This is a genomic window from Janthinobacterium sp. LS2A (assembly GCF_036543145.1).
Lineage (GTDB): Bacteria > Pseudomonadota > Gammaproteobacteria > Burkholderiales > Burkholderiaceae_D > Janthinobacterium > Janthinobacterium aestuarii.
The window spans coordinates 72,157-95,401 of record NZ_JAZHPB010000011.1 but is presented as its reverse complement, the minus strand read 5'-3'; the positions used below and the strand labels follow the sequence as shown (position 1 = coordinate 95,401).

Annotated in this window: 25 protein-coding genes; 14 read left to right on the top strand and 11 right to left on the bottom strand. The window is 62.4% G+C overall.

From position 1 onward, the window contains the following. Positions 1–48 precede the first annotated feature (48 nt). From V3C40_RS25225 to V3C40_RS25200, 6 genes are all read right to left on the bottom strand, one after another. Positions 49–387, bottom strand: coding sequence for a hypothetical protein (locus tag V3C40_RS25225; RefSeq protein WP_034758933.1), 339 nt, complete (start codon positions 385–387; stop codon positions 49–51). Between the two features lie 21 nt (positions 388–408). Continuing rightward, a complete protein-coding gene (locus V3C40_RS25220; RefSeq protein ID WP_034758936.1) occupies positions 409–795 on the bottom strand; it encodes a phage holin family protein in 387 nt (128 codons plus the stop codon). A 17-nt stretch (positions 796–812) separates the two neighbouring features. Then, complete coding sequence (locus V3C40_RS25215; protein WP_034758939.1) at positions 813–1,115, bottom strand: DUF883 family protein; 303 nt, start codon at positions 1,113–1,115, stop codon at positions 813–815. A gap of 58 nt (positions 1,116–1,173) precedes the next feature. Then, entirely contained in the window at positions 1,174–1,710 is a 537-nt protein-coding gene (locus V3C40_RS25210) for a ferritin-like domain-containing protein (RefSeq protein ID WP_070304102.1), read from the bottom strand. Positions 1,711–1,794: 84 nt separating this feature from the next. Next, positions 1,795–2,694, bottom strand: coding sequence for an OmpA family protein (locus tag V3C40_RS25205; protein WP_034758945.1), 900 nt, complete (start codon positions 2,692–2,694; stop codon positions 1,795–1,797). Positions 2,695–2,720: 26 nt separating this feature from the next. Further along, positions 2,721–3,125, bottom strand: a complete 405-nt coding sequence (locus tag V3C40_RS25200; protein WP_319993273.1) for a DUF4398 domain-containing protein — start codon at positions 3,123–3,125, stop codon at positions 2,721–2,723. Between the two features lie 256 nt (positions 3,126–3,381). Here V3C40_RS25200 and V3C40_RS25195 point away from each other — a divergent pair, with 256 nt between their 5' ends. Together V3C40_RS25195 and V3C40_RS25190 are read left to right on the top strand one after the other, a co-directional pair. After that, a complete protein-coding gene (locus V3C40_RS25195; RefSeq protein ID WP_034758951.1) occupies positions 3,382–5,418 on the top strand; it encodes an AsmA family protein in 2,037 nt (678 codons plus the stop codon). A 169-nt stretch (positions 5,419–5,587) separates the two neighbouring features. Next, complete coding sequence (locus V3C40_RS25190; protein WP_034758955.1) at positions 5,588–5,806, top strand: glycine zipper 2TM domain-containing protein; 219 nt, start codon at positions 5,588–5,590, stop codon at positions 5,804–5,806. Positions 5,807–5,891: 85 nt separating this feature from the next. Here the strand turns inward: V3C40_RS25190 and V3C40_RS25185 are convergent, their stop codons facing one another. Beyond that, complete coding sequence (locus tag V3C40_RS25185) at positions 5,892–6,668, bottom strand: Crp/Fnr family transcriptional regulator (protein WP_081368341.1); 777 nt, start codon at positions 6,666–6,668, stop codon at positions 5,892–5,894. 174 nt (positions 6,669–6,842) lie between these two features. On the opposite strand from V3C40_RS25185, the gene V3C40_RS25180 reads away from it, so the two are divergent. The 4 genes from V3C40_RS25180 (at position 6,843) to V3C40_RS25165 (ending at position 9,126) form a co-directional block, all read left to right on the top strand. Continuing rightward, the gene (locus V3C40_RS25180) at positions 6,843–7,505 is read left to right on the top strand and encodes a glycine zipper 2TM domain-containing protein (RefSeq protein WP_034758961.1); all 663 of its coding nucleotides are present in this window, start codon (positions 6,843–6,845) and stop codon (positions 7,503–7,505) included. A gap of 165 nt (positions 7,506–7,670) precedes the next feature. Next, positions 7,671–7,937, top strand: coding sequence for a hypothetical protein (locus tag V3C40_RS25175; protein WP_070304104.1), 267 nt, complete (start codon positions 7,671–7,673; stop codon positions 7,935–7,937). Between the two features lie 195 nt (positions 7,938–8,132). Then, on the top strand, positions 8,133–8,279 hold the full coding sequence (locus V3C40_RS25170; protein WP_010396376.1) for a lmo0937 family membrane protein: 147 nt from the start codon (positions 8,133–8,135) through the stop codon (positions 8,277–8,279). Positions 8,280–8,490: 211 nt separating this feature from the next. Next, on the top strand, positions 8,491–9,126 hold the full coding sequence (locus V3C40_RS25165) for an OmpA family protein (protein ID WP_070304156.1): 636 nt from the start codon (positions 8,491–8,493) through the stop codon (positions 9,124–9,126). A 70-nt stretch (positions 9,127–9,196) separates the two neighbouring features. On the opposite strand, the gene V3C40_RS25160 is transcribed toward V3C40_RS25165, so the two are convergent. After that, entirely contained in the window at positions 9,197–12,043 is a 2,847-nt protein-coding gene (locus tag V3C40_RS25160) for a M16 family metallopeptidase (protein ID WP_331778820.1), read from the bottom strand. 294 nt (positions 12,044–12,337) lie between these two features. On the opposite strand from V3C40_RS25160, the gene V3C40_RS25155 reads away from it, so the two are divergent. The 3 genes from V3C40_RS25155 to V3C40_RS25145 all read left to right on the top strand — a co-directional run bounded on the left by V3C40_RS25155 (position 12,338) and on the right by V3C40_RS25145 (position 14,872). Then, positions 12,338–12,595 carry a hypothetical protein gene (locus V3C40_RS25155; protein ID WP_034758969.1) on the top strand — a complete coding sequence of 86 codons (258 nt, stop codon included), beginning with the start codon at positions 12,338–12,340 and terminating at the stop codon, positions 12,593–12,595. A gap of 83 nt (positions 12,596–12,678) precedes the next feature. Then, a complete protein-coding gene (locus V3C40_RS25150) occupies positions 12,679–14,226 on the top strand; it encodes a TerC family protein (RefSeq protein ID WP_331778819.1) in 1,548 nt (515 codons plus the stop codon). A 67-nt stretch (positions 14,227–14,293) separates the two neighbouring features. Next, positions 14,294–14,872 (top strand): DUF3617 domain-containing protein, encoded by a 579-nt coding sequence (locus V3C40_RS25145; RefSeq protein WP_331778818.1) that lies wholly within the window; start codon positions 14,294–14,296, stop codon positions 14,870–14,872. On the opposite strand, the gene V3C40_RS25140 is transcribed toward V3C40_RS25145, so the two are convergent. Beyond that, positions 14,860–15,969, bottom strand: coding sequence for a porin (locus V3C40_RS25140; protein WP_331778817.1), 1,110 nt, complete (start codon positions 15,967–15,969; stop codon positions 14,860–14,862). The genes V3C40_RS25145 and V3C40_RS25140 overlap by 13 nt on opposite strands. A gap of 320 nt (positions 15,970–16,289) precedes the next feature. Between V3C40_RS25140 and V3C40_RS25135 the strand changes: the two genes are divergently transcribed. The 5 genes from V3C40_RS25135 to V3C40_RS25115 all read left to right on the top strand — a co-directional run bounded on the left by V3C40_RS25135 (position 16,290) and on the right by V3C40_RS25115 (position 21,400). After that, a complete protein-coding gene (locus tag V3C40_RS25135) occupies positions 16,290–18,401 on the top strand; it encodes a site-specific recombinase (protein ID WP_331778816.1) in 2,112 nt (703 codons plus the stop codon). An 11-nt stretch (positions 18,402–18,412) separates the two neighbouring features. Beyond that, positions 18,413–19,789, top strand: coding sequence for a cardiolipin synthase (gene cls / locus V3C40_RS25130; protein ID WP_442907314.1), 1,377 nt, complete (start codon positions 18,413–18,415; stop codon positions 19,787–19,789). A gap of 96 nt (positions 19,790–19,885) precedes the next feature. Continuing rightward, a complete protein-coding gene (locus tag V3C40_RS25125) occupies positions 19,886–20,131 on the top strand; it encodes a type II toxin-antitoxin system ParD family antitoxin (RefSeq protein ID WP_034758982.1) in 246 nt (81 codons plus the stop codon). After that, entirely contained in the window at positions 20,124–20,363 is a 240-nt protein-coding gene (locus V3C40_RS25120) for a type II toxin-antitoxin system RelE/ParE family toxin (protein ID WP_331778814.1), read from the top strand. Before V3C40_RS25125 ends, V3C40_RS25120 begins: the two co-directional genes overlap by 8 nt. 68 nt (positions 20,364–20,431) lie before the next feature. Further along, a complete protein-coding gene (locus V3C40_RS25115; protein ID WP_070304159.1) occupies positions 20,432–21,400 on the top strand; it encodes an IS1595 family transposase in 969 nt (322 codons plus the stop codon). Between the two features lie 112 nt (positions 21,401–21,512). On the opposite strand, the gene V3C40_RS25110 is transcribed toward V3C40_RS25115, so the two are convergent. Further along, positions 21,513–22,331 (bottom strand): metallophosphoesterase family protein, encoded by an 819-nt coding sequence (locus V3C40_RS25110; RefSeq protein WP_070304111.1) that lies wholly within the window; start codon positions 22,329–22,331, stop codon positions 21,513–21,515. Positions 22,332–22,335: 4 nt separating this feature from the next. Next, the gene (locus tag V3C40_RS25105) at positions 22,336–23,244 is read right to left on the bottom strand and encodes a diacylglycerol/lipid kinase family protein (protein WP_072456413.1); all 909 of its coding nucleotides are present in this window, start codon (positions 23,242–23,244) and stop codon (positions 22,336–22,338) included. Between the last annotated feature and the right edge of the window lies 1 nt (position 23,245).

Sequence of the window (23,245 nt, the reverse complement as noted above, 5' to 3'; positions counted from 1 at the left end):
AAAAAAAACGCCGTCAATGACGGCGTTCCTGTGCAACACGGCTGGCGTTCAGCGCTTGCGGCGCAGCCAGCTGGCGGCAACGGCGGCAACGGCCACGAGGACCAGGGCCGGCTTGACCAGCTTCTTGCGTCCGATAAACGATAGCGCCGTCAGCACGTAGGGCATGGCGCCTTGCAGCCGCATGCCGCCCGGCGCCAGCAGGGACTCGACGCGGTGGCCGGCAAAGCCGACCGCCGTCTCGACCACGCCCTGCAGCATCGACTCGGGACGCAATGCATAGCCCACGTTGGCGCGCGCATGCACGATGCCCACGCGGTACATTTCGCCCTGGGCGATCAGCAGGCGCTTGCGGGCGGCTTGCGCCGCCAGTTTGTCGGTTTCCGACATGAATTCTCCTCGTGAGGCAGCTTACATCAGCATGTCGCGGTCGGCCTTCAATTCCGCCATGGTGGCCGGCATCGACAGCTTTCCTTGACGCAGCATGGCGCGCGCATACATGACCAGCGCGATGGCCAGCAGTACGAACACGACCGTCATGATCGCCAGGATCTTCCAGCCCAGGCTATCCCAGGCGAGGAAAACGATCAGCACGCTGCCGTAAGCGATGGCAAACAAGCCCGCCACCGTCGCCAGCGCGAAAATGACAATCAGCTGCAGCATGTGATTGCGCACTTCCGACAATTCGATGGTGGCCAGTTCCAGCCGCGACAACATCAGTCCGACGGCGTTTTTGGCCAGGCCGGCGACCGAGCCGATCAATCCCGGCCCCTGGTGAGACGAAGCAGACTTGTCCATATCGCTCCTGTATGGGATTACTTGCGGCCCAGGATGAAGCCGACCAGCACGCCGACGCCGGCGGCAACGGCCACCGTGCGCCATGGGTTTTCCTTGACATAGCCGTCTGCCTGGGCAGCCATCTGCTTGGTGGCGACGATGGCCGACGCTTGCGCTTCATGCGCCTTGGCCAGGGCGGCGTCCAGGGTTTTCATGCCCTTGATGCGCACTTCATCGGCTTTTTCGCCAGTCAGGGCGGCAGCGGCGCTGAACAGCGCTTGTGCATCCTTGACCAGGGTTTTGACATCGTTATTAACGGTGGTGATATTATTTTCCAACATGGTTTAGCTCCTTAGCTGTGGATGAATGTAGTTACTATACCTACTTTACTCAAAAACACTATTCCATTAGATCGCGCATATCATCGGCGTGCTCTTCTTCAACAGCCATGATTTTGATCAACAAATGGCGTGTGGTCGGGTCTTTGTCGCCGATTTTCACGATCATCTGGCGATACGACTCGATCGCTACCCGCTCCGCGATCAGATTGGCACGCACCATGCTCTGCACGTCTTCGGAGTCATCATACTCGGCATGGCTACGCGCAAGCAATGTTGCAGGATTAAAATCTGGCTTGCCATTCAATTGCACGATGCGTTCGGCCAGCCAGTCCGCATGTTCCTGCTCCTGCTGCGCATGCTCGAGGAACTCGGCCTTGATGCTGCCATTGTCGCGTCCGCTTACGGTGTAGTAATGGCGTTTATAGCGTGCGATACACACCAGCTCGGTGGCCAGCGCCCCATTCAGCAGGGTAATTAACTCCTCGCGGTCGGCCTGGTAGCCGGCCGTCACGGCGCCATCGTCCAGGTTTTTCGCGGCAGCGCGGATGGCCGCCGTATCGATGCCAGCTGGAATCTCAACAGATGTTGGTGTCATGATGCTTCCTTTCAATACTTGCGTGGGTATCCACCGGCCAGGTTGCGGCCGGTGCTGCCTTTGGCTTACAACGCCCCAAGGCGTTTAACGGCGGGCGGGAATCGCCGTGTTGTCCTCGGACAAGACGATTTCCACCCGGCGATTCAGTTGGCGGTTTGCCGCCGTGTCATTGCCGGCGGCCGGATAGGCGGCGCCATAGCCTTTGGTGGCGATGCGGTCGCGGCTGATGCCTTGCTCCAGCAGCGCATTGCGCACGGATTCGGCGCGGCGTTGCGACAATTCCAGGTTGTGCGCGGAGCCGCCCGTGCTATCCGTGAAGCCTTCGATCAGCACGGTGCGCTGCGGGTTGTTTTTCAGCACATCAGCCAGCTTGCGCGCCGTATTCGCGCCATCGGCCGTCAGATTCGCCTTGTCCGTGCCAAACAGCACGTCGCCCAGGGTGATCACCATGCCGCGTTCGGTTTTCTTGGCGGCCAAGTCGGCCAGCTGCGCCTCGAGTCCGGCGGCGCGGGCTTGCGCATCGCGGGCCGACGCTTCGGCCGCTTGCGCCTGGGCCTTGGCCGCTTCCGCATCGGCCTGCGCCGACTGGGCGCGCGCAGTGGCCTGGTCAGCCTGCTGCGTGCGCGCATCGAGGCGCAATTGATCGCGCTGCTTGCCGGCGTTGGCGATATCGGCTTCCGCAGCTTTCTGCTTGGCGACTTCTTGCGCCGTGGCTATCTTTTGCTTGGCCAGGTAGGCCAGCTTGTCGACTTTTTCGCTATCTTCCTGGCGCGTGGCGGCCGCGTTCGCCGCTTCCAGGGCAGCGCTCGCTTCGCGGAATTCGCGTGGCGCATAGGTCGACACGATCGGGTTCGATTGCGCCGCCATGTAGTCGCCGCGGGTCTGGTCGAGCAGGCTGGTGGTGGTCGGTGCGGAGCTGCAGGCGGCAACAAAGGCGGCCATGGCCAGCAGGCCGGGAATGGTGGTGTAAGTAGCTTTTTTCATGATGGGGTCCTAGTTATTGTTATTAGTTATTGTTTTGGGGCTTGCTGATTGGCGCGGTCGAGCTCTTCGCGCATGACGCGGATGTTCTCGTTGATCTCGTCGGCAGCGCTGGTGGCCTTGGCCGAGTTGGCCTTGCTTTGCGCCAGCTTGGCATCGGCTTGCGCCTGGTCGGCCAGGTCGCGCGCCGTCTTGTAGTCGCGGTCTTTCAGCGCCTGGTTGGCCATGCGCATTTTTTCGCGGGCCGAACGCATTTCATCGGGCGCCAGGTCGGCGGCGCCGGCGCTGGCGGCGTTATCGACGGCGGCGCGCGACACGGCGACGTCGGCCGTGGCTGGCGTTTTCAGGCTGGAACAGCCCGTCATCAGCACAATGGCGGTGGCGCAAGCGGCCAAGGCGGCCAACGGGGACATCTTGAAATCTCGGTTTGTCATTTTTCTTCTCCTGGAGAATGTAAGCAGTAAGGTTCATACGTCGGTGCATCTGGAATCAGGAACGGCGTTTGATGTAGACGTTATAGGCTCCGGCTCCCCGCATATCCGTTCGGTGCCGCACATAGGGTAGGAAATCGACAATACTTGCATGGGCAACGTGCGCTAGCGCACGTGCCCGACAGTAAAACCTGAAACAGCCCCGGCCTTAGGACGATTCCTGTAGCATCGCGACTACTTGTTCAGAAAGAATCCGCTCATGCCGCTCTCCCGCCGTCAGAAAATCGCCCTCGCCAGCACCGCCGTGCTCATCGCCCTGCCCGTCACGGCTTCCATCGTCCTGCTGAACATGGACTGGAACCGTGCCAAGCCCTGGCTCAATGCGCGCGCCAGCGAAGCGCTGGGCCGGCCGTTTGCCATCGAGGGCGACCTGGCGCTGACGTGGCAGCAGCCGACGGCTGGAGGGAAACAAGGCTGGCGCGACTATTTGCCATGGCCGCACCTGCAGGCCAAGGATGTGCGCCTGGGCAACCCGAGCACCATGGCTGGGACGGATGACGAAGCGCAGCTGGCCAGCGTCAGCCAGCTGGCGTTCTCGCTCAATCCGCTGGCCCTGCTGGACAAGAAAATCATCATCCCGCAATTGCGCTTCGACACGCCGCAGGTGCGCTTGCTGCGCAACAAGGACGGCAAGAACAACTGGACCTTCGACAAGCAGGAACAGCCGTCGCCGTGGCAGCTGGAATTGCAAAGCGTGGTCTTCAGCAAGGGCACCGTGACCCTGGATGATGGCGTCAGCAAAACGGCCATGCGCGCCGATGTCGACACCATTGCGGGCGACGCGCGCTACGGCATCGCCTGGACGCTGTCCGGCAAATACCGTGGCGAAACCGTCAAGGGCGGCGGCAAGGCGGGCGGCGTACTGTCGCTGCAGCAGCAAGGCACGCCCTTCCCCATCCAGGCCGACATGCGCGCGGGCGGCAACAGCATGGCCATCGAAGGCACGCTCACGCGTCCGGCGAACCTGGCCGCGCTCGACGTGCGCCTGAAGCTGTCCGGCCCCAGCATGGCGCGCCTGTATCCCTTGACGGGCGTGCTGCTGCCGGAAACGCCGCATTTCAGTACAGAGGGCCATTTGACGGGCACCCTGGCGCCGCGCGGTGGCGAGTGGGTATACGACAAGTTCAGCGGCAAGGTAGGGTCAAGCGACATCAGCGGCAAGCTGGCTTTTTCCGCCAGCACGCCGCGCAAGCGCCTGACGGGCGAAGTCCACTCGCGCCTGCTGCAATTTTCCGACCTGGGTCCGCTGGTGGGCGCCGATTCCAGCGCCAGCAAGAAGGAACGGGGCGTGGCCTCGACGCAGCCGGCTGGCCGCGTGCTGCCGGTGGAAACGTTCAAGACGGAGCGCTGGACCAGCCTGGACGCCGACGTGCGCTACACGGCCGACAAGATCACGCGCGACGCCGAGCTGCCGATCAGCAAGCTCGACACGCATGTGGTGCTGACGGATGGCGTGCTGTCCTTGACACCGCTCAACTTCAACGTGGCGGGCGGCACCCTGACGTCGCAGATCAAGCTCGACGGCAGCGGCAAGGTCATCGCCAACGGCATCGCCGCCGAACTCAAGGCCAGCGCGCGCCATTTGCACATCCAGCAACTGTTCCCCCGCCTGCCCGCCCTGCAGGCCAGCGTGGGCGAAATCAATGGCGACGCTTCGCTGTCGGCCACGGGCAATTCCGTCGCCACCCTGCTGGGCAGTTCAAACGGCGAAGTGCGTGCGCTGATCAACCGGGGCAGCATCAGCAAGCTGCTGCTGGAAGAAATGGGCTTGAATATCGGCAGCGTCGTGCTGGCCAAACTGTCAGGCGACAAGCAGGTCAAGCTGAACTGCATGGCCGCCGATTTCGCCGTCACCAAGGGACTGATGCGCACGCGCCAGTTCATCGTCGACACGGATGACGCCGTCCTGAATATCGATGGCACGGTGAACCTGGCCGATGAACGGCTGGACCTGACCTTGCGGCCGGACAGCAAAGGCTTGCGCGTCTTTTCGCTGCGCTCGCCCCTGTACGTGCATGGCACTTTCAGCAAGCCCGACGTGAGCGTCGACAAGGGCGTGCTGGCCCTGCGCGCCGGTGGCGCCCTGGCGCTGGCCGTGGTGGCGCCCGTGGCGGCGCTGCTGCCGCTGGTCAATGCCGGTCCCGTCGAGGATAGCGAATGCGCGGCACTGCTGGCCCAGGCGCGCGTGAAGCCGGTCGCCCCCAAGCCAGGGAAAGCTGTACGCAAGGTGCGCTGAATGGGGCGTGGGTGCCTTTACAATTGTTACACACCTATGTGCGTTGCCGAACAGACCCTGCCTTGTCGCAATCCTATCCTGTAATCGTGCCTGAAACACACGGCGTCACGAAGTCATCCGGCCCATACCATGCCGGCGCCACGAGGTCCGAATTCATAGGAGAACTATCATGCAAATCATTAAAAAAATCGCCGCTACCACTTCCGTTGCTGCCCTTCTGCTGAGCCTGACGGCTTGCGCCAACATGTCCGGTCAGGATAAAAACACGGCCATCGGCGCCGGCGTCGGCGCCGTTGCCGGTTCCGTGCTGACGGGCGGCAGCGCTGTCGGCGCAGTCGGCGGCGCCGCTGTCGGCGGCGTGATCGGTAACCAGGTCAAGCCGAAGTAATCGATGATGAAAAAAGCGGGGTGGGTGCCCAGGCGCCCGCCCCGCTTTTTTGCGTCTGCGGTATAAGCTTTAAAAAAAACAGGAATCAGACGAAGACGTTGGCCATGCCGATGGTGCCGCTATCCTTGACCAGCTCGTAGCAGCGGCAGGAAACGGCTTCCAGGCCGGCCGAATCGAGGATCTCGATATTGCCGCGGCTGTAAGTGATGAGTTTTTGCTGTTGCAGCGCACTGGCCGCCTTGGTCACGCCGACCCGCCGCACACCGAGGGTATGGGCGAGGAATTCATGCGTGAGGTGAAATTTTTCGGACTGCAGGCGGTCGCGCGTGATCAGCAGCGAACGGGCCAGGCGCGCCTCGAGCACGTGGAAGCGGCTGCACACGGCAATCTGGATGGCTTGTGCCAGCAGGGTGTCCGTGTAGCGGTACAGCAAACGCTGCAGGGACTCAAGCTGGGCGAACTCGGCGCAGAAATCGGCCCGCGCGATGCGGCTGGCCGTGCCGGAACGTTGCACGACTGCACGCACTTGCGCCAGGTCATGACCGAGCGCGACGGAAGCGCCCAGGACGCCTTCGCGGCCGACGGAGCCCACTTCCAGGGTCATGCGGCCTTCCGCCACGGCCAGCAGCGAGATCAGGCAGTCGCCGGGGAAATAGATGTGGGCGATAGGCTGGCCAGGTTCGTACAGCACCTCGCCCACCTCGACGGTGACGGTATCGAACAGCGCCGTCAGGTGCCGCAAATCGTGCTCGGGCAGGCTGGCCAGCAAGCGGTTGCCGGCGTCAGGCGCGCCCATGGGCGACCCCAGGCCGGATCGGCCTGTATCGCGGGACAGGGTCGTGCTGGCGTTCGTTAGTGGCATTGCTTTTCCTTGGTGTCGTTACAACTCGACATAATTTTTACCTAGCCTACGGTGCAGTACCGTCCCTGTATGTACGGTGACGCACGGAAGCGGGGCAAGCGGTACAGCACACTGGCCGCATGCACGGATAACACGCACTACCCATTTCATTATTTTAAAAACAAGGAGCCTTCCATGACCACCACCACCAAATCCCTCCATCCGCTCGTGCTTGCCGCCGCCGTCGCCGTCCTGCTGTTTTGCGGCGTCGGCACGGCGGCCCTGATGGGCTGGCTGCCTTCGTCCCAGGGCGATAGCCAGCCGCTGGCAGCCAGCACCTCGGCCGAGCAGATGGCCAGCCTGCAGGCGAACCAGCCGCCAGCGAACCTGCAGCCTGCCGGCGCGCAGCCGCTGGCCGCCCTGCCGCCACAGCAGCAGCAACCCGTGCGCCAGCCGCAACAGCAGCCACAGCAGCCACAGCAGCCACAGCAACAGTACGCAGCAGCCCCGGCGCCGCAAGTGTGCGGCAATTGCGGCGTGATCGAAGCCATCCATGAAGTCAATACGCGCGCCGAAGGCAGCGGCGTGGGCGCGGCCGGCGGCGCCGTCGTCGGCGGCTTGCTGGGCAACCAGGTAGGCGGCGGTCATGGCAAGCAGCTGGCTACCGTGCTGGGTGCCGTTGGCGGCGCCGTGGCCGGCAACCAGATCGAAGGCAGCGTGCGCGCCACGCGCAGCTACAACATCGTCGTGCGCCTCGATAACGGCAAGACGCGCACCGTGCACCAGAGCGCCGCGCCGAACTGGCGCCAGGGCGACCGCGTGCGCATCGTCAACGGCGGCTTGCGCGCCATGGGCTAAGCGAACCGCGGCGGCGCCGCTGCCGCGATTAGTTGCAAATTCAACACACGCCCGGCCTGTCCGGGCGTTTTCTTTTTGATAATGTTCGTTGGCGTACAGATGAGCTTGCCGTCCCGCGAGATGATGCACTCAAGAAAGTTCAACGGATGTCTTCAAGGAGATGCGATGGAAAACGACAAGACAGGCAGTCGCCGGATCTGGCTCGGCTTTATCGGGGGCGGCGCATTGGCCACCGCGCTGGGCTTCTGCGCGCTGGACCTGGCGCCCGTGCAAGCGAGCGCGCCCGTGTTTGGCGTGATGCTGTTGCTGACGGGCGGCATGGTCAGCTGCCTGGCCGGCGCCATCGGCCTGGCCGGCATGCTGGCCTGGATACCGGGCATGGATGGCGAACAGGAACGGCCGCCGCTGCGCGAGCGGAATCTGGCCAAATAAGCTGGCTAAATCAGGAATAAGTTGGGTAAATAAGGCTTGTGTACGGCACCGTACAGAAAATTTCAGAAACAAAGTAGACAATAAGTCATGGCATCAGCGCTCAGCGACCCAGTCGCCGCGCAATGACAAAAACCGATGACAGCGCACGGCCAAGGCAGCCGCCGTCATCCACACATTACTCTCGGAGGACACATCATGCTGTATACAATCGCCGTCGTACTCATTATTCTTTGGCTGCTGGGCCTGGTAACTTCCTATACCATTGGCGGCTTCATTCACATTCTGCTGGTGGTCGCCGTGATCATGGTGCTGCTGCGTTTGATCAGCGGGCGCGGTTTATAGAGGCCGGCGCACTGGCCAGACAGGGCGGCGCGCGTGCAAACGGCGCCGCCTTTTTGCCGCCTTTTGCATACAGTGTGTGCGCACTGGCACGCCGCGGCATTTTGCAGTAACGTGTGCAGGTAATTCCTGGGTATGTCCCAATAACAAAACAAGGAGAAAATCCATGAAAGAAACATTCAAAAAAGGCCCTGGCGCCAAATCCCTGATCGGCATGCTGGTGATCGCATTGGCCGCCACCGGCTGTGCCGACATGTCCTCGACGCAGCGTGGCACGGCCACGGGCGCCGGCATCGGCGCGGGCCTGGGCGCCTTGATCGGCGGCACCACCGGTGGCGGCAGCAGCGGCCGCACGGCCGGCGGCGCCCTGATCGGTGCCGCAGCTGGCGCCGTGGTCGGCAATATCTGGTCGAACCGCATGGAAAACCAGAAGCGCGCGATGGAACAAGCGACACAGGGTACTGGTGTGCAAGTGTCGCAAACGGCCGATAACCGCCTGAAAATGGAAATCCCGAGCGACATTTCCTTCGATACCAACCGCGCCGACATCAAGGGCAACTTCCGCCCCATCCTCGACCGCTTCGCCGCCACCCTGAATGAAAACCCGAACACGACGGTCAGCATCATCGGCCACACGGACAGCACGGGCAGCGATTCCATCAATGAGCCGCTGTCGGTGGAACGCGCAGCCCACACGCGCGACTACCTGTCGATGCGCGGCGTCTCGCCGACCCGCGTCGTGACGGAAGGCCGCGGCGCCCGCGAGCCGATCGCCTCGAATGCCGATGCATCGGGACGCGCACGCAATCGCCGCGTGGAAATCTATGTAGCCGAGCTTGCCCCACGCTAAGCTGACACGCATCAATAAAAAACCCGCCGGCAAGGTAACTTGCCGGTGGGTTTTTTCCATGTAAAACAGCTTATTTCGACGTCGTTGCCTTGGCGCCGCTTTCACCCTCTTTCGCCACCTTGGCGAAGTCGCCCGCCACCACCACCGAGACGGCCGATGGCTTCAGGTATTCGCGCAGGCCCTGGTTCACTTGCGCCAGGGTCAAGGCCGCCACTTTCGCTTCCAGGTCCTTGTCGTACGCCATCGTGCGGTCCTGCGCCAGGTAGCCAGCCAGTTCGCGCGCCAGGCCCGCGTCCTGCGTGCGGCCCACTTCTTCCGATTGCAGCCAGCCTTTCTTCGCTTCAACCAGTTCGGCTTCCGTGAAGCCGTCGGCCAGCACCTTGGCGATTTCCTCGCGCAGGGCCGCTTCCACCTTGACCGTGTTTTGCGGCGCGCTGATCGCATACGCCATCCAGTAGCCGGCCGGCTCGCGCGACGGAATGCTCACTTGCGAACCGACGCCGTACGACAGGCCTTCCTTCTGGCGGATGCGGTCGGCCAGGCGGCTGCGCAAGGCGCCGCCACCGAGCATGTGATTGGCCATCAGCAAGGCCGGATAGCTGGCGGCATCATCCTTGAGGGGAATCGGCTGGATGGCGAACAGCACGCTGTTGGCCTTGTCCGGCGTTTCCAGCGTGACTTTCTCGCCGCTGACGGGCTTGACGGCGTCAAGAATGCGCACATACGGCTGCTGCGCCTTCCAGCTGCCGTACAGGCTGGCCACTTGCGCCTTCAGCGCGGCTGGATCGAAGTCGCCGACGGCGGCAAAGGTGGCGTTCGAGGCGCCATAGTAGGCGCCATGGAAGGCTTTCACATCGGCAACCTTGATGGCTTTCCATTGCGCCAGTTCCGCCGGCAAGGTGGCCACGTGGCGCACATGGCCTTCCGGCGTGGCGTCGAGCAGGCGGCGGAAGGCGTTCACGGCCAGCGGCTGCGGTTCAGGCAATTCCTGCTCCGCGCGGCCGACGCGCTCGCGCTGCAATTCCAGGAATTCCGTTTCGCTCAGGGCCGGCTTTTGCAGCACTTGCGCCAGCAGGTCCATGGCGGCCGGCAAGTTCTCGCGCTTGCCCGTCAGCATGGCGGTGACGCCCTCGGCGCCGCCCGTGATGGCCACTTGCGTACCCAGCTGGTCGAACTTGTCCTTCACTTCCTGGCGCGACAGTTTATCCGTGCCGCGCGACAGCAGATTGGCCGTGTAGACACCCACTTGCGCCTTGCCGCGCAAGCTCTCTTCGCTGCCGATCTGCAATTTCAACACGACGCTGACGGTATTGCCCTTGGTTTTCTTCGGCAGCAAGGCGCCCTTCAAGCCATTCGGCAAGGTGAAGCGCGTGGTGCGCGATTCGATATTGTCGGGGCTCGGGTCAAACGCTTCGCCCTGCGCCACGACGGCGCGGCCCGTGTAGCCGGCCAGTTGCGGCGCCACGTCGGCGTAAGCCGGCACGACGGTGCGGTCCGGCGTATCGGTAGGGATGAAACGGCCCAAGGTGCGGTTCGAGCTCTTCAGGTATTTCTCGGCCGCCGCCTGCACCTGCGCCGTCGTCAGCTTGTCGAGCTGGTCGCGCTGCAGGAAGAACAGACGCCAGTCGCCGGCCGCCAGCGATTCCGTCAGGGCGATCGTCATGCGCGCCGTGTTCGACGTGATCAGTTCCACCTGCTTGTTCAGCTGCTGTTTCACGCGCGCCACTTCCGCATCCGTGACCGGCTGCGACTTCAAGTCTTCCAGCACTTTCAGCATGGCCGCTTGCGCCGCGTCGAGGTTGCCATCGACAGGCACCAGCGCGCCGAACAGGTTGTAGCCCGGCTCCAGGTTGCTCACGGAGTTGTATTCGATCTTGCTGGCCAGCTTGGTTTCCACCAGCGCCTTGTGCAGGCGGCCGGCCGGTGCATCCGTCAGCACGTGGCCGAGCACCTCGATGGCGACCGCGTCCTGGTTGCCGGACGGCGCCACGTGGTAACCGGCGCCGACGAACTGCGTGCCGCCGCTACGGCGCACCGTCACGGCGCGCTCGCCATCCTGCACCGGTTCGGCCGTGTAGGTCGGTTCGATCACGCGCGTCGGTTTCGGGATCTTGCCGAACAGTTCATTGATCTGCTTCAAGACCTTCGCTTCATCGAAGCGGCCCGCCACCATCAGCACGGCGTTATCGGGCTGATAATATTTATGGTAAAACGCGCGCAGGCGAGGAATGTTCACCTGCTCGATGTCGGAACGGGCGCCGATGGTCGACTTGCCGTAGTTGTGCCAGTCGTAGGCGATGGCCTGGATGCGCTCGCTCGTCACGCCGATCGGGTCGCTCTCGCCCATCTCGAACTCGTTGCGCACGACCGTCATTTCACCCTTCTGTGTCTTCGGATTCCACAGGTCGTTCTGGTCGATGGCCGCGTTGACCATGCGGTCCGCTTCCATGGCCAGCATCTGGCGCAGGTTGTCGTCGTTGGCGGGGAAGGTGGCGTAGTAATTGGTGCGGTCGTACCAGGTCGTGCCGTTGAACTGCGCGCCCGTCGAGTTCAGGATCTCGACCGGGGTTTTCGTGCCCTTCTTGATGCCGAAGTTGGCGCTGGGCTTGAACAGCAAGTGCTCGAGCAAGTGGGCCATGCCCGTTTCGCCATAGTTTTCATGGCGCGAACCGACCAGGTAGACGATGTTGGTGGTCAGGGTCGGCTTGCTGGCATCGGGGAACAGCAGCACGCGCAAGCCATTGGCCAGCCGGTATTCGGTAATGCCTTCGACGGACGTGACCTTGACGGCGGCGGCGCGGTTCGGCGCGGCCTTGCCGGTTTTCTGGGTCGGCGCCGCTTCAACGGGGGTGGCGGCCAGGATGAACGACGGCGACAGGATGCCGGCGGCAAGCAGGAGGGCGGTAATGGGTTTCAAGGCAGAGTCCTGGTAACACTACATGATTGGGCAAGGCGCAACAGCAAGCGCCATGGAATACATACTGAGTGCAAGAATGATCACGGAGCTTGCGCTGCGTCTTCGCCACTACGTGAAATTATTGCCATTTCACAATTTACGTCATGCTTGTCACTTGCGCAAGTCCCTGTCATCAAGCTGTTATCTGCCCGTGTTATACTCCACGGTTCCAGAACTATCTGCCTGTATATGAGACGAGCTCTCGTCCTGCTCTGCCTTTTTGTTTTCATCGCGTTACCCCAGGCGTTCGCCAGCATGGCCTACGCCAGCCCCTCCCCATTCCAGCACCTTGATGTCGCCGGCGTTACCGCCACGCCTGCCGCCGATTGCCACGATGCCGGCCAGCCCGGCGACAGCTGCGACGCCAACGAATGCGACAACGATCCCATCACGCTGTACCCGAGCTCGCGCCAGGCCGTACCGTTTTACGCCATCATTTGGCAAGCGGGACCGGGCGCACTTTCCGAAGCGGACGTGCGGCTGGCCACCCGGCCGCCGCGCGTCCGCCACTGAGACGAACACGGCAGCACCCATCACGCCCGGGGCACCAGCCGCCAGGCAAGCTTGATACTTACTGACTTTACAAGGTTACACACATGGAATGGTTATTTGACCCGACAATCTGGGTCGGCCTGCTGACGCTGGTCGTACTGGAAATCGTACTGGGTATCGACAACCTGATTTTCATCGCCATCCTGGCCGAGAAGCTGCCGCCGCACCAGCGCGACAAAGCCAGGGTGCTGGGTCTGACCCTGGCCCTCGTCATGCGCCTGGGCCTGCTCTCGCTGATTTCCTGGCTGGTCACCCTGACGACGCCATTGTTTTCCATATGGACATTCTCGTTCTCGGGGCGCGACCTGATCCTGCTCCTCGGCGGCATGTTCCTGCTGTTCAAGGCCACCAGCGAGCTGCACGAACGCCTCGAAGGCGTCACGCACGCCCAGACGGGCCCGAAAGTCTACGCCGGCTTCGGCCTCGTGGTGGCGCAGATCGTCGTGCTCGACGCTGTCTTTTCGCTCGACGCCGTCATCACGGCCGTCGGCATGGTGGAAAACCTGTACGTGATGATGGCGGCCGTCGTCATTTCCATCGTCGTCATGATGCTGGCCTCGAAAGTGCTGACGCGCTTCGTCAACGCCCACCCCACCGTCGTCGTGCTGTGCCTGAGCTTCCTGCTGATGATCGGCCTGTCGCTGGTGGCCGAAGGCCTGGGCTTCCACATTCCGAAAGGCTATCTGTACGCGGCCATCGGCTTTTCCATCGTCATCGAGTTCTTCAACCAGCTGGCGCGCCGCAACTTCCTCAAGCTGCAATCGAACGCCCCGCTGCGCGACCGCACGGCGCAAGCCGTGCTGAGCCTGCTGGGCGGACGCAAGGGCCGCGAAACCGTCGAAGAGCACGAAGTCAAGGAATTGCCCGACGTCTCCGCCTTCGGCGTGGAAGAGCGCAACATGGTCAGCGGCGTGCTGACCCTGGCCGAGCGCTCGATCCGCTCCGTGATGACGCCGCGCGGCGACGTGTCGTGGGTCAACCTGAACGACAGCAGCGACAAGATGCTGCAACTGCTGCGCGACACGCCGCACAGCATGATTCCTGTCTGCAATGACGACCTCGACAATGTGGTCGGCATCGCGCGCAGCAAGGACCTGATCGAGGACCTGGTGTCACACGGCAAGATCGACCCGGCCAGCATGCGCGAAGCCGTCGTCGTGCCGGAAGCGGCCGGCGTGCTGAAAGCCATGGAAACCCTGAAGCGCTCGCGCGGCCAGCTGGTGCTGGTGGTCGACGAGTTCGGCACCGTGCAAGGCGTGCTCACGCCGATCGACATCCTCGAAGCCATCGCCGGCGAATTCCCCGACGAGGACGAGCAGCCCGACGTGGAAGTGCTGGGCCCCGGCCACTGGCGCATCGACGGCGCGACGGACTTGCATTACCTGGAGCAAGTGTTCGAGACGGAAACCCTGGTCAGCGAAGACGGCGAATACAACTCGCTGGCCGGCTTCCTGCTGGCGCATTTCGAAAACATGCCGGCCGTGGGCGAAGTGCTGGAACTCGACGATCTGCGTTATGAAATCCTCGAAGCCGACGAGCGCCGCATCGCCAGCGTCGACGTGCGCCGCATCGAGCCTGATCACAGTTTGTAACACAATGGCAAGCGTGCCCCGCTTGCCATGCCGTATGCTGGGGTCTGCCTTTTTTGGAGACGCCAACATGAAACATTCTTTGCTACGCCTGAGTCTGCTGGCTTGCGCCGCCTTGGGCAGCCAGGCCAGCGCCCAGGCCGCCTCGCCCTCCACCACCATCAAGCCGGGCCTGTGGCAAGTCGACAGCAAGATGGCATCGCCCGACGCCGCCACCGACAACGCCATGTCCATGGTGTTGCAGCAGCTGGGCAACCTTCCTCCCGATCAACGCAAGCAGCTGGAAAGCATGGCGGCCAGCCGCGGCATGGCCATGCCCACCGTGGGCGCAGACGGCGCCGTGCGCGTGACGGCGTGCGTAACGCCGGAAATGGCCGCGCGCAAGCAGATTCCCACGGGCCAGCCCGGCGATTGCACCTCGAAGAACAAGGACATCGCGGGTGGCATGCAGGTGTCGTTTACGTGCACGAATCCGAAATCGAGCGGCGAAGGCAAGGTCTTGTTCAGCGGCGAGCAGGCGTTCAACATGCAGCTGGCGGTGACCACCAGCGCGCGCGGCACGCCGGAACAGGTGAATGTGACGAGCAACGGCAAGTGGCTGGGAGCAACGTGCCCTGCGCCATCAAGCGCTGCTGGTCAGAAACCGTGACGGAAGCCCATGTTGAAGGCGGCGTCGCCACGGCCCGCGTCGCTGGCATTGCCCACCGTGTAGCGGGCGCCATTCTTGTTGTGGATCTTCGCGTAGGACGCGTAGAAATCGCTGCGTTTTGACAGCGAATACGTGAGGCCGACGGCCACCTGCTTGGCATCGCGATCAGCCAGGTCGCGGTCATCCTTGCGCACGTACGAGGCCAGCAGCTTGAAGCCGCCCACGGGCACGGACACGCCCAGCAAGGTGTCGCGGCTGTCCGACGACGACATCGACAGGGCCAGCGAGCTGTAGGCATTGTTCGGGTCCCACGGCGAACTGCCATAGCCCTTGTTCACGCCCACGGCGGCAAAGGCGGTGGCCACTTTCAGGTCGATATTGGCCGCGATCAAGGTGTTGCGGGCCGACATGTCGATGGCGGGCAAGGTGCCGGAGGCGAGGATGAAGTTGTTCTTGCGCTGGTGCGACACGCTGACATTCACGGCGCCGGATGAATAGCCGAGGGTGGCGCCATACGCGCGGTTGTTGGCGCTGCTGTACGGCGACTCGCCGAAACTGTAGATGGCGCTGGCGGTCACGCCGCGCAAGGCTGGAGTGACGTATTTGACGGTATTGTCGTAGCGTTTCACGCTGTAGCCGGCCAGATTGCCGGCGCTGCCGGCCATGCCGCCCTTGAACGGGTCGGCCACGTCGGTCAGGGTCAGGTATTGCAGGTTGTACTGGCGCCCCAGAGTCAGTGCGCCCAGGCGGCTGTCGAGGCCCACGTAGGCCTGGCGGCCGAACAAACGGCCCTCTTCCGACTGGCCCGTGTCATTCTGGATGCCCGCTTCCAGGGTAAACACGGCGGAGACGTCATTGCCCAGCGCTTCGCGGCCCTGCACGCCCAGGCGCGAGCCGGACGCGACGCCGCCGGACACCTTGGCGCCGGCGCAATTGGCGGCGCAGCCCCGTTCGGCCACGATGCCCGCGTCGAGCACGCCGTACACGGCAACGTTACTGGATGCGGCACTGCCTGCGCCATCGGCAGCCTGGGCCGTCGCGCCCAGCACGAAAGGCCCCATCCCTATCACAGCAAGCGCAAAATACGAGGTCTTCATGATAAATATCTCGGTAACGTGAGTTGAAACTTCCCGGTATTGATCAGGACATGCGCTGTGTGTCTGATCTCAGTGTTACCTTATCCCCGCTTTTTGTCCAGCCATCCGTGCGTTGTACAACAGAAACTTCAGCTTAGCCCCAGGAAATGCGTCGTACACTGACAACACGCAAGATTGACCATGATTGGTGGCAATTTGCGGCAAAATAGCGTGAATTGCAGGCCCTGCCGTAAAGCAATGTTCGGTGGCGAACGTTGCGCGATCTGACGCAGGCGGTACACTACTGGTTTTACCGACAGCGGCTCGCCCGTTTTTTCTGCATGCTAGCTATCCTCGAACGCATTGACCCCAACTCCAGCAATATCGACTTGCTGGTGGAATTATTCAACTCACTGCGTCCCAAGCGCTCCCACGACAGCGCTACCGCGATTGCCAACGTGCGCACCCTGCGCCAGCTACTCAAAGGTAACCCCGCGCAAGCGCGCGCCCTGCACGAATACGTGCTGCGCGTGCTGGCCGCGCGCCGCCACGCCAGCCTGTACACCGATATCGGCGTGCTGTCGAACAGCGGTTTTTTCACGGAATTGAAACGCCGCATCGCCTACCGCATGCTGCCGCCCGCCCTCGGCGACGAATACCTGAACGACGCGCTCGACCAGGTGCTGTACCTGAAGACCGATTATTTGTGGATCAGCAACGTGCCGGCCACGGACTGGCTGGAACTGTTCGACGTATTGACCAGCGACGATATCGAACTGGCCGTCGGCGATGGCAACATCATGCTGCCAGGCATGCTCGACGCCATCCGCACCCTGTCCTACCGCGTCTGCGCCATGGGGCTGGAACCGGAACTGACGCGTTTCCACAATGAAATCGAAGTGTTCCAGTCGCCGTTCATGGTGCAGAACACGGAAGTGAACGCCTACCTGGACGCCTACACCAGCCTGCTGCACGGCGAGATCGAGCACATCGAGGACGCGCGCCATTTGCTGGTGATGCTGGACCAGTGCGACGCCGTCATCGCCAAGATCCGCAAGAAGGCGCTGTACCAGGGCACCAGCATTCCCCTCACGTATCTATTGGTGGCCTTGGCGCAAAGCATCGAGCGCCTGCGCAAGCTGCTGTTCCTCGTCGACACGAGCGGCGAACTGCCCGCATCGAACAACGTGGACATCGCCGCCATCACGGTCGACGCCACGCAAGACTTGCTGCACCCGCAACCCGTCAGCCGCCGCCGCGCGGGCGCCGTCGGGCTGGCGCTGGAACTGATACGCGCGCATAACCACAAGTACAAGGTCAGCGACCTGTTTTCCGACAATATCAACTTGCTGGCGCGCAATGTGACGGAAAACGCCAGCCGCACGGGCGAGCACTACATCGCGGAAAACCGCCGCGAGATGGGCGCCATGTTCCTCTCATCCGCGGGCGCAGGCATCATCATCGGCTTCATGGCCCTGTTCAAGATACTGATGTCGTATCTGCGCTCGGCGCCGCTGGTCGAAGCCTTCATGTTCAGCATGAATTACTCGATCGGCTTCATGTTCATCCACTTGCTGCACTTCACGGTGGCCACCAAGCAACCGGCTATGACGGCCTCGCGCATCGCCGCGGGCCTGCACAGCAAGGATGGCAGGAATATCGACCTCGACAGCATGGCCGAACTGATCAACAAGGTCTTCCGCACGCAAAACATGGCCGTGCTGGGCAACCTGGCCACCGCGATTCCCACGGCCTGGCTGATCGCGCTCGGCTACAAGGCGATCACGGGGCACAACCTGGTGACGCCCGAGAAGGCGATGCACTTGCAGCACGATATCGACCCCATCGGCAGCCCCGCCATCTTCTACGCCATGATCGCCGGCGTGTGCCTGTTCGTCGCCGGCCTGATTTCCGGCTACTATGACAACCAGGCCCTGTACACGCGCTGGGCGCAGCGCATCGCGCAATTGCGCGGCCTGGGCCGGGTGATCGGCCAGGAGCGCTTGCAACGGCTGGGCCTGTATCTGGAAAACAACCTGGGCGGGCTGATGGGTAACTTCTATTTCGGTATCTTGCTGGGCTCCATCGGCACCCTGGGCTTTTTGATCGGCTTGCCGATCGATATCCGCCACATCACCTTCTCGGCCGCCAACTTCGCCACGGCCCTGGTGGGCCTCGACCACAACATGAGCTGGCAACTGGCCGTCAAGTCGCTGTCGGGCATCTTCGCCATCGGCACGGCCAACCTGCTGGTCAGCTTCGGCCTGGCCCTGTGGGTGGCCCTGCGTTCACGCCAGGTGCGCTTCAAGCACGGCATGCAATTATTGAAGATTCTGGGCAAGCGCTTCCTGCGCTCGCCCATCGTCTTCTTCTTCGGCTCGAAAAACCCGCCACCGCTGGCACTGCTTGACGAGTCGGCAACCCTGTCACTGACGAACAAGGCTCAAAAATGACCGCTCGGCGCATGCAACCCTGTCTCACCGCCCTACTGCTGTGCTGGACCCTGGCTGCATGCGCCTCGCTGCCCAATGTCAAGAATCTCAATACCACCCTGGAGCCGGTGGCCAAGCCCAAAGTCATCACGGGCAAGGGCGCCGTGCTCAACGTCAACAGCCGCGCCGCCCTGCTCAACAAGCGCTGGGCCAAGTCCGGCATGGACTTGAAGACCCAGGCCGCGCTGGAAGAGGCGGCCACGGGCGTGCCTTTAATCAAGGGCAACAAGGTGACCCTGCTGTTTGACGGCCCGCAAACCATGGCCGCCATGTTCCAGGCCATCAGCGACGCGAAGACCAGCATCAACCTGGAAACGTATATCTTCGACCAGGATCCGCTGGGCCTCAAATTTGCCGACATGCTGATCGAAAAGCAGAAAGCGGGCGTGACGGTCAACATCATCTACGACAGCGTGGGCACCATCGGCGTGCCGCAAGCGTTCTTTGACCGCATGCGCGCGGCCGGCATCCACCTGGTGGCCTTCAACCCCGTCAATCCCGCCAAGCTCAAGGGCGACGACTGGAAGATCAACAACCGCGACCACCGCAAGGTACTGATCGTCGACGGCAAGATGGCGTTTACGGGCGGCATCAATATCAGCGATACCTATGCGAAAAGCTCGCTGTTCCGCTCGAAATCGAAACCCACGGACAAGAAGGACGTGGGCTGGCGCGATACCCACGTAAAAGTGGAAGGCCCGGCCGTGGCCGCCTTCCAGTGGCTGTTCATCCGCACCTGGGCCCAGCAAGACCAGGCCGACCTGCCTGACGCCAATTATTTCCCCGTGCTGTCGGAAGTGGGCGACAAGCTGGTGCGAGTGGTGGCCAGCGAGCCCGAGGGCGGCTTTGAAATCTACAAGGCGTATATCCTGGCCATCCAGGAAGCAAAGAAATCGATCCACATCACGTCCGCCTACTTCGTGCCCGACCAGCAGACGGTCGACGCCCTGATCGCGGCGGCCAAGCGGGGCGTGGACGTGACCGTGGTGCTGCCCGGCGTATCCGACAGCGGCCTCGTGTTCCATGCGGGACACGCGCTGTACGACCAGCTGCTGGCCGGCGGCATCCGCATCTTCCACTTGAAACTGGCCGTGCTGCACGCCAAGACAGCCGTCATCGACGGCGCCTGGTCAACGGTAGGCTCGACGAATATCGACATGCGCAGCTTCCTGCACAACAGCGAACTGAACGTGATCGTGCTCGGCGACAGCTTCGGCCGTGAAATGGAAAACGCCTTCCAGGAAGACTTGCGCGACTCGGAAGAAATCACCAAGGCGAAATGGGAAACACGGCCGCTCTCGGACCGCATGAAGGAGTGGGCGGCGCGTTTCATGAATTACTGGCTGTAAGCACCGATGGGACAAGTGGATATTTGCATGGATATGCACTATATTGCACCAATAGTATGACAATCGTCGTGCTGCTCATCTCTGGAGTTGACTACCATGGCTACCGTGCGCAAGACCATTACCTTGACGGATCAGCAAGACGACTGGATCAAGGCGCAGATTGATGCGGGGCGCTATACCAACGACAGCGAATACATCCGCGACCTGATCCGGCGTGAACAGGAACGCAGCGCCGAACTCGATGCGATCCGCGCGGCGCTGATGGAAGGAGAGGCAAGCGGCGAACCCCAGCCTTTCGACGCCAAGGCGTTCAAGCAGAGAATGCTGGCGGCGCATGGCTGAATACCGGCTGACGCCTGCCGCCGAGCATGACCTGGAGGCGATCTGGGCTTATACGGTACAGCGCTGGGGCGTACAGCAGGCCAGTCATTATCTTGACAGCATGACGGCGGCCTTTGATGACCTGGCAGGCGCTCCAGAGACCGCGCCGGCATGCGAGCAGATTCGGCCCGGCTACCGGCGCCGCAAAGTCGGACGGCACATGATTTATTTTGGCTCTGTCATCGGCAAGTAGGGGAATGTCGGAATTTTCCCTTGGCCATGCTGTCTGACTCTGCATATCAATCACACAGGGAGCAGATCATGCGGCCAGCCGAATGGATCACCTTGATTGCGCAGTTTGCTCAGTTGAGTCAGCGTCAGCGGCAAGCAGGCATTGCCCTGCTACGTGGCAGCGTGCCACACGACGCGACCGTCGCGCTGCTGGAAAGTGTCGCGCAGCCGCGATTGGCCTGTCCCGCCTGCCATTCGGACCACTTGCACCGACATGGTCACGCGCACGGTCTGCAGCGCTACCGCTGCGCTCCCTGCGGGCGCACCTTCAATGCGCTCACCGGCACGCCGCTGGCGCGCTTGCGCCATAAATCGTTGTGGCTCGACTATGCCGATTGCCTGCTGGCATCGGATTCCGTGCGCAAGGCAGCGTCACAGCTAGGTGTGCACCGCAACACCACGTTTCGCTGGCGTCACCGGTTTCTATCGCTGGCCAAGACGGACCGGCCGCATGGCCTGCATGGCATCGCCGAGGCAGACGAGTTATATCTGCTGGAATCGGAAAAGGGATCCAGAACTATGACGCGTCCGCCCCGGCGCCGGGGCGGCCATGCCCATAAACGAGGCATATCGAACGAACAGGTCTGCATCCTGGTGGCGCGCGACCGCACGGGACAGACCCTCGATTTCGTCACGGGAAAAGGAGCGCTAACCAAAGCGCAGTTGCACCACTGTTTGTTGCCCATGATCGACAAGGATGTGCTGCTGGTCACCGACGGCCATGCTGCCTATCGGGCTTTTGCCAGGGAAGCGGGGATCAGCCACCAGGCCGTCAACTTGCGCGCCGGCATCCGCGTGCAGGGCGCCGCCCACGTGCAGAACGTCAACGCCTATCACAGCCGTTTGCGACAATGGATGGGGCCGTTTCACGGCGTGGCGACGCGCTACCTGCCGAACTATCTGGGATGGCGCTGGATACTCGACGCCAGGCGCATCCGCTCATCGGAAACATTATTGAAAGCAACTTTGGGCGCATTCCCACATCTAATGGTGACATAGCCTTTATTTTCGCATCACGAACTATGGCATTGCCATCGTGCGTATTCTGCACGACCGCATGGATGCGGCGCGCCATCTTTAGTGAAATCACCATCCGACGCGACGCGACGCCTCACAGCGGCCGCAAGCTGGCCCACACGCCGCCCTGGCGCTCGAACGCTTCCGTGCTGACTTTTTCAAAGTCGGCGCTGTCTTCATTCCAGCTGTAGCGCTCGACCCTGATACAGCTGTTTTCCACGCGCAGCACGTTGAAGGAGTTCGACTCGCCCCTGCCCCGCGTCGAGGTCGCCGTACCCGCCTGCACCATCAGGGCCGCGTAGCCGGCGATCTTGTAGCGCTCGGCTGTGTTGCCCGCCACGCTGGCATGCAAATGACCCGCCAGCAATAAATCCACGCCGCATTCGGAAAACATCTGCAAGGCTTGCGGGGCGCGGTCGACCAGGTCGTCTTCATCGAAGTTTTCCGGCAAGTCGAATGGATGGTGGGTGACGATGATACGCGTCAGGCCGGGCGGCAAACTGCCCAGGCGTTCACGCAGAAAATCGATCTGCTCGTGGCTGATGCGGCCATCCTTGAACGTCAGGGAACGGGCCGTGTTGATGCCCAGCACGGCGATTTCCTCGTCCACATATTCGGGCGACAAATCGTCCGTCACATGGCGCCGGTACTTCACCAGCGGCGTCAGGAAGCGGGAAACGACGTTGTACAGCGGCACATCATGGTTGCCCGGCACCACGATTTGCGGCCCTGGCAAGCTGTCGAGAAATTGCCGCGCCTGCTGGAACTGGGCGCTGCGGGCGCGTTGCGTGAGGTCGCCCGAGACGACGACCACATCCGGTTCCAGGCGTTCGATCAGCGCGCGCAAGGGCGCCAGCAGGTCCGCATCGACCCTGCCAAAATGCAAGTCGGACAAATGCACGATGGTACGCATGGCCTTACTCCCCAGAAAGTGCCGGCGCAGGCACCAGCACGGCCAGCGCGGCCTTGTGGATGCGGTACTGCAGCGGCGTATTCATGATCGTCACTTCCCCATCGGTGGCTACGCGCAGGCGGCGGTGGTGCGTGGCCACCTCCAGGTCGGTAGCCGTCAGCACATCAAAATCCTTGGCTTGCGACAACTTGCCGAACAGCGCGTGCAAGGCCAGCTTCAGCAAGCCCAGGCGGCCAGGACGCTGCGCCACATACAAGCTCAGCTGGCCGCCATCGAGCCGTTCGCGCTCGCCGATATTCAAGCCTTCCATCATGTATTCATTATTACCGATGAAGACGAATGGCGTGCGCCGCGCATGCACGGCATCGTTGAGTGTCAATTGCACGCTGAGGAAAGGATAGCGGCGCAAGGCCGCCACCAGGGCCCAGCTGAAGGCCAGCCACTTGCCCCGCCCCAGCCGGCGCTGCTGCTTTTCGCGGTCGCGCACGATATCGGGATACAGGCCCAGGCTGGAATTATTCAGGAAGATACGGCCATTGACTTCGCCCACGTCGACCTGGTGCGGCACGCCCTGCGCCACGTTGGCAATCGCCGCATCGAGCTCGAGCGGAATATTCAAATCCTTGGCGAAATGGTTCAAGGTACCCAGCGGCAAGACGCCGAACGGCGTGCCGCTGCCGATAACGACAGAGGCCACGGCGTTGATGGTGCCGTCGCCGCCGCCGGCCACGACGATGGGCGCGCCATCGCGCAGGGCCCGTTCGGCCGTGGCGATCATCTCGGTGCCGCTTTGCGCCAGGGTGATGTCGGCGTCGAGGCCCACGGCGGCGAATTTCGCTTCGAGCTGCTGCGCCCAGTCGGGCGCATAGCCGCAACCGGCGCCTCCATTGATGATGACTGCAATTTTGCTCAGG

Bases quoted from the DNA above. Each gene is read 5' to 3' on its own strand.
- V3C40_RS25155 (WP_034758969.1), top strand. From the start codon at position 12,338: ATGGCCTACGCCAGCCCCTCCCCATTCCAGCACCTTGATGTCGCCGGC.
- V3C40_RS25200 (WP_319993273.1), bottom strand. From the start codon at position 3,125: ATGACAAACCGAGATTTCAAGATGTCCCCGTTGGCCGCCTTGGCCGCT.
- V3C40_RS25210 (WP_070304102.1), bottom strand. From the start codon at position 1,710: ATGACACCAACATCTGTTGAGATTCCAGCTGGCATCGATACGGCGGCC.
- V3C40_RS25110 (WP_070304111.1), bottom strand. From the start codon at position 22,331: ATGCGTACCATCGTGCATTTGTCCGACTTGCATTTTGGCAGGGTCGAT.
- V3C40_RS25215 (WP_034758939.1), bottom strand. From the start codon at position 1,115: ATGTTGGAAAATAATATCACCACCGTTAATAACGATGTCAAAACCCTG.
- V3C40_RS25195 (WP_034758951.1), top strand. From the start codon at position 3,382: ATGCCGCTCTCCCGCCGTCAGAAAATCGCCCTCGCCAGCACCGCCGTG.
- V3C40_RS25115 (WP_070304159.1), top strand. From the start codon at position 20,432: ATGCGGCCAGCCGAATGGATCACCTTGATTGCGCAGTTTGCTCAGTTG.
- V3C40_RS25135 (WP_331778816.1), top strand. From the start codon at position 16,290: ATGCTAGCTATCCTCGAACGCATTGACCCCAACTCCAGCAATATCGAC.
- V3C40_RS25120 (WP_331778814.1), top strand. From the start codon at position 20,124: ATGGCTGAATACCGGCTGACGCCTGCCGCCGAGCATGACCTGGAGGCG.
- V3C40_RS25165 (WP_070304156.1), top strand. From the start codon at position 8,491: ATGCTGGTGATCGCATTGGCCGCCACCGGCTGTGCCGACATGTCCTCG.
- V3C40_RS25205 (WP_034758945.1), bottom strand. From the start codon at position 2,694: ATGAAAAAAGCTACTTACACCACCATTCCCGGCCTGCTGGCCATGGCC.
- V3C40_RS25140 (WP_331778817.1), bottom strand. From the start codon at position 15,969: ATGAAGACCTCGTATTTTGCGCTTGCTGTGATAGGGATGGGGCCTTTC.
- cls (WP_442907314.1), top strand. From the start codon at position 18,413: ATGCAACCCTGTCTCACCGCCCTACTGCTGTGCTGGACCCTGGCTGCA.
- V3C40_RS25220 (WP_034758936.1), bottom strand. From the start codon at position 795: ATGGACAAGTCTGCTTCGTCTCACCAGGGGCCGGGATTGATCGGCTCG.
- V3C40_RS25170 (WP_010396376.1), top strand. From the start codon at position 8,133: ATGCTGTATACAATCGCCGTCGTACTCATTATTCTTTGGCTGCTGGGC.
- V3C40_RS25175 (WP_070304104.1), top strand. From the start codon at position 7,671: ATGGAAAACGACAAGACAGGCAGTCGCCGGATCTGGCTCGGCTTTATC.
- V3C40_RS25145 (WP_331778818.1), top strand. From the start codon at position 14,294: ATGAAACATTCTTTGCTACGCCTGAGTCTGCTGGCTTGCGCCGCCTTG.
- V3C40_RS25150 (WP_331778819.1), top strand. From the start codon at position 12,679: ATGGAATGGTTATTTGACCCGACAATCTGGGTCGGCCTGCTGACGCTG.
- V3C40_RS25180 (WP_034758961.1), top strand. From the start codon at position 6,843: ATGACCACCACCACCAAATCCCTCCATCCGCTCGTGCTTGCCGCCGCC.
- V3C40_RS25225 (WP_034758933.1), bottom strand. From the start codon at position 387: ATGTCGGAAACCGACAAACTGGCGGCGCAAGCCGCCCGCAAGCGCCTG.
- V3C40_RS25190 (WP_034758955.1), top strand. From the start codon at position 5,588: ATGCAAATCATTAAAAAAATCGCCGCTACCACTTCCGTTGCTGCCCTT.
- V3C40_RS25185 (WP_081368341.1), bottom strand. From the start codon at position 6,668: ATGCCACTAACGAACGCCAGCACGACCCTGTCCCGCGATACAGGCCGA.
- V3C40_RS25125 (WP_034758982.1), top strand. From the start codon at position 19,886: ATGGCTACCGTGCGCAAGACCATTACCTTGACGGATCAGCAAGACGAC.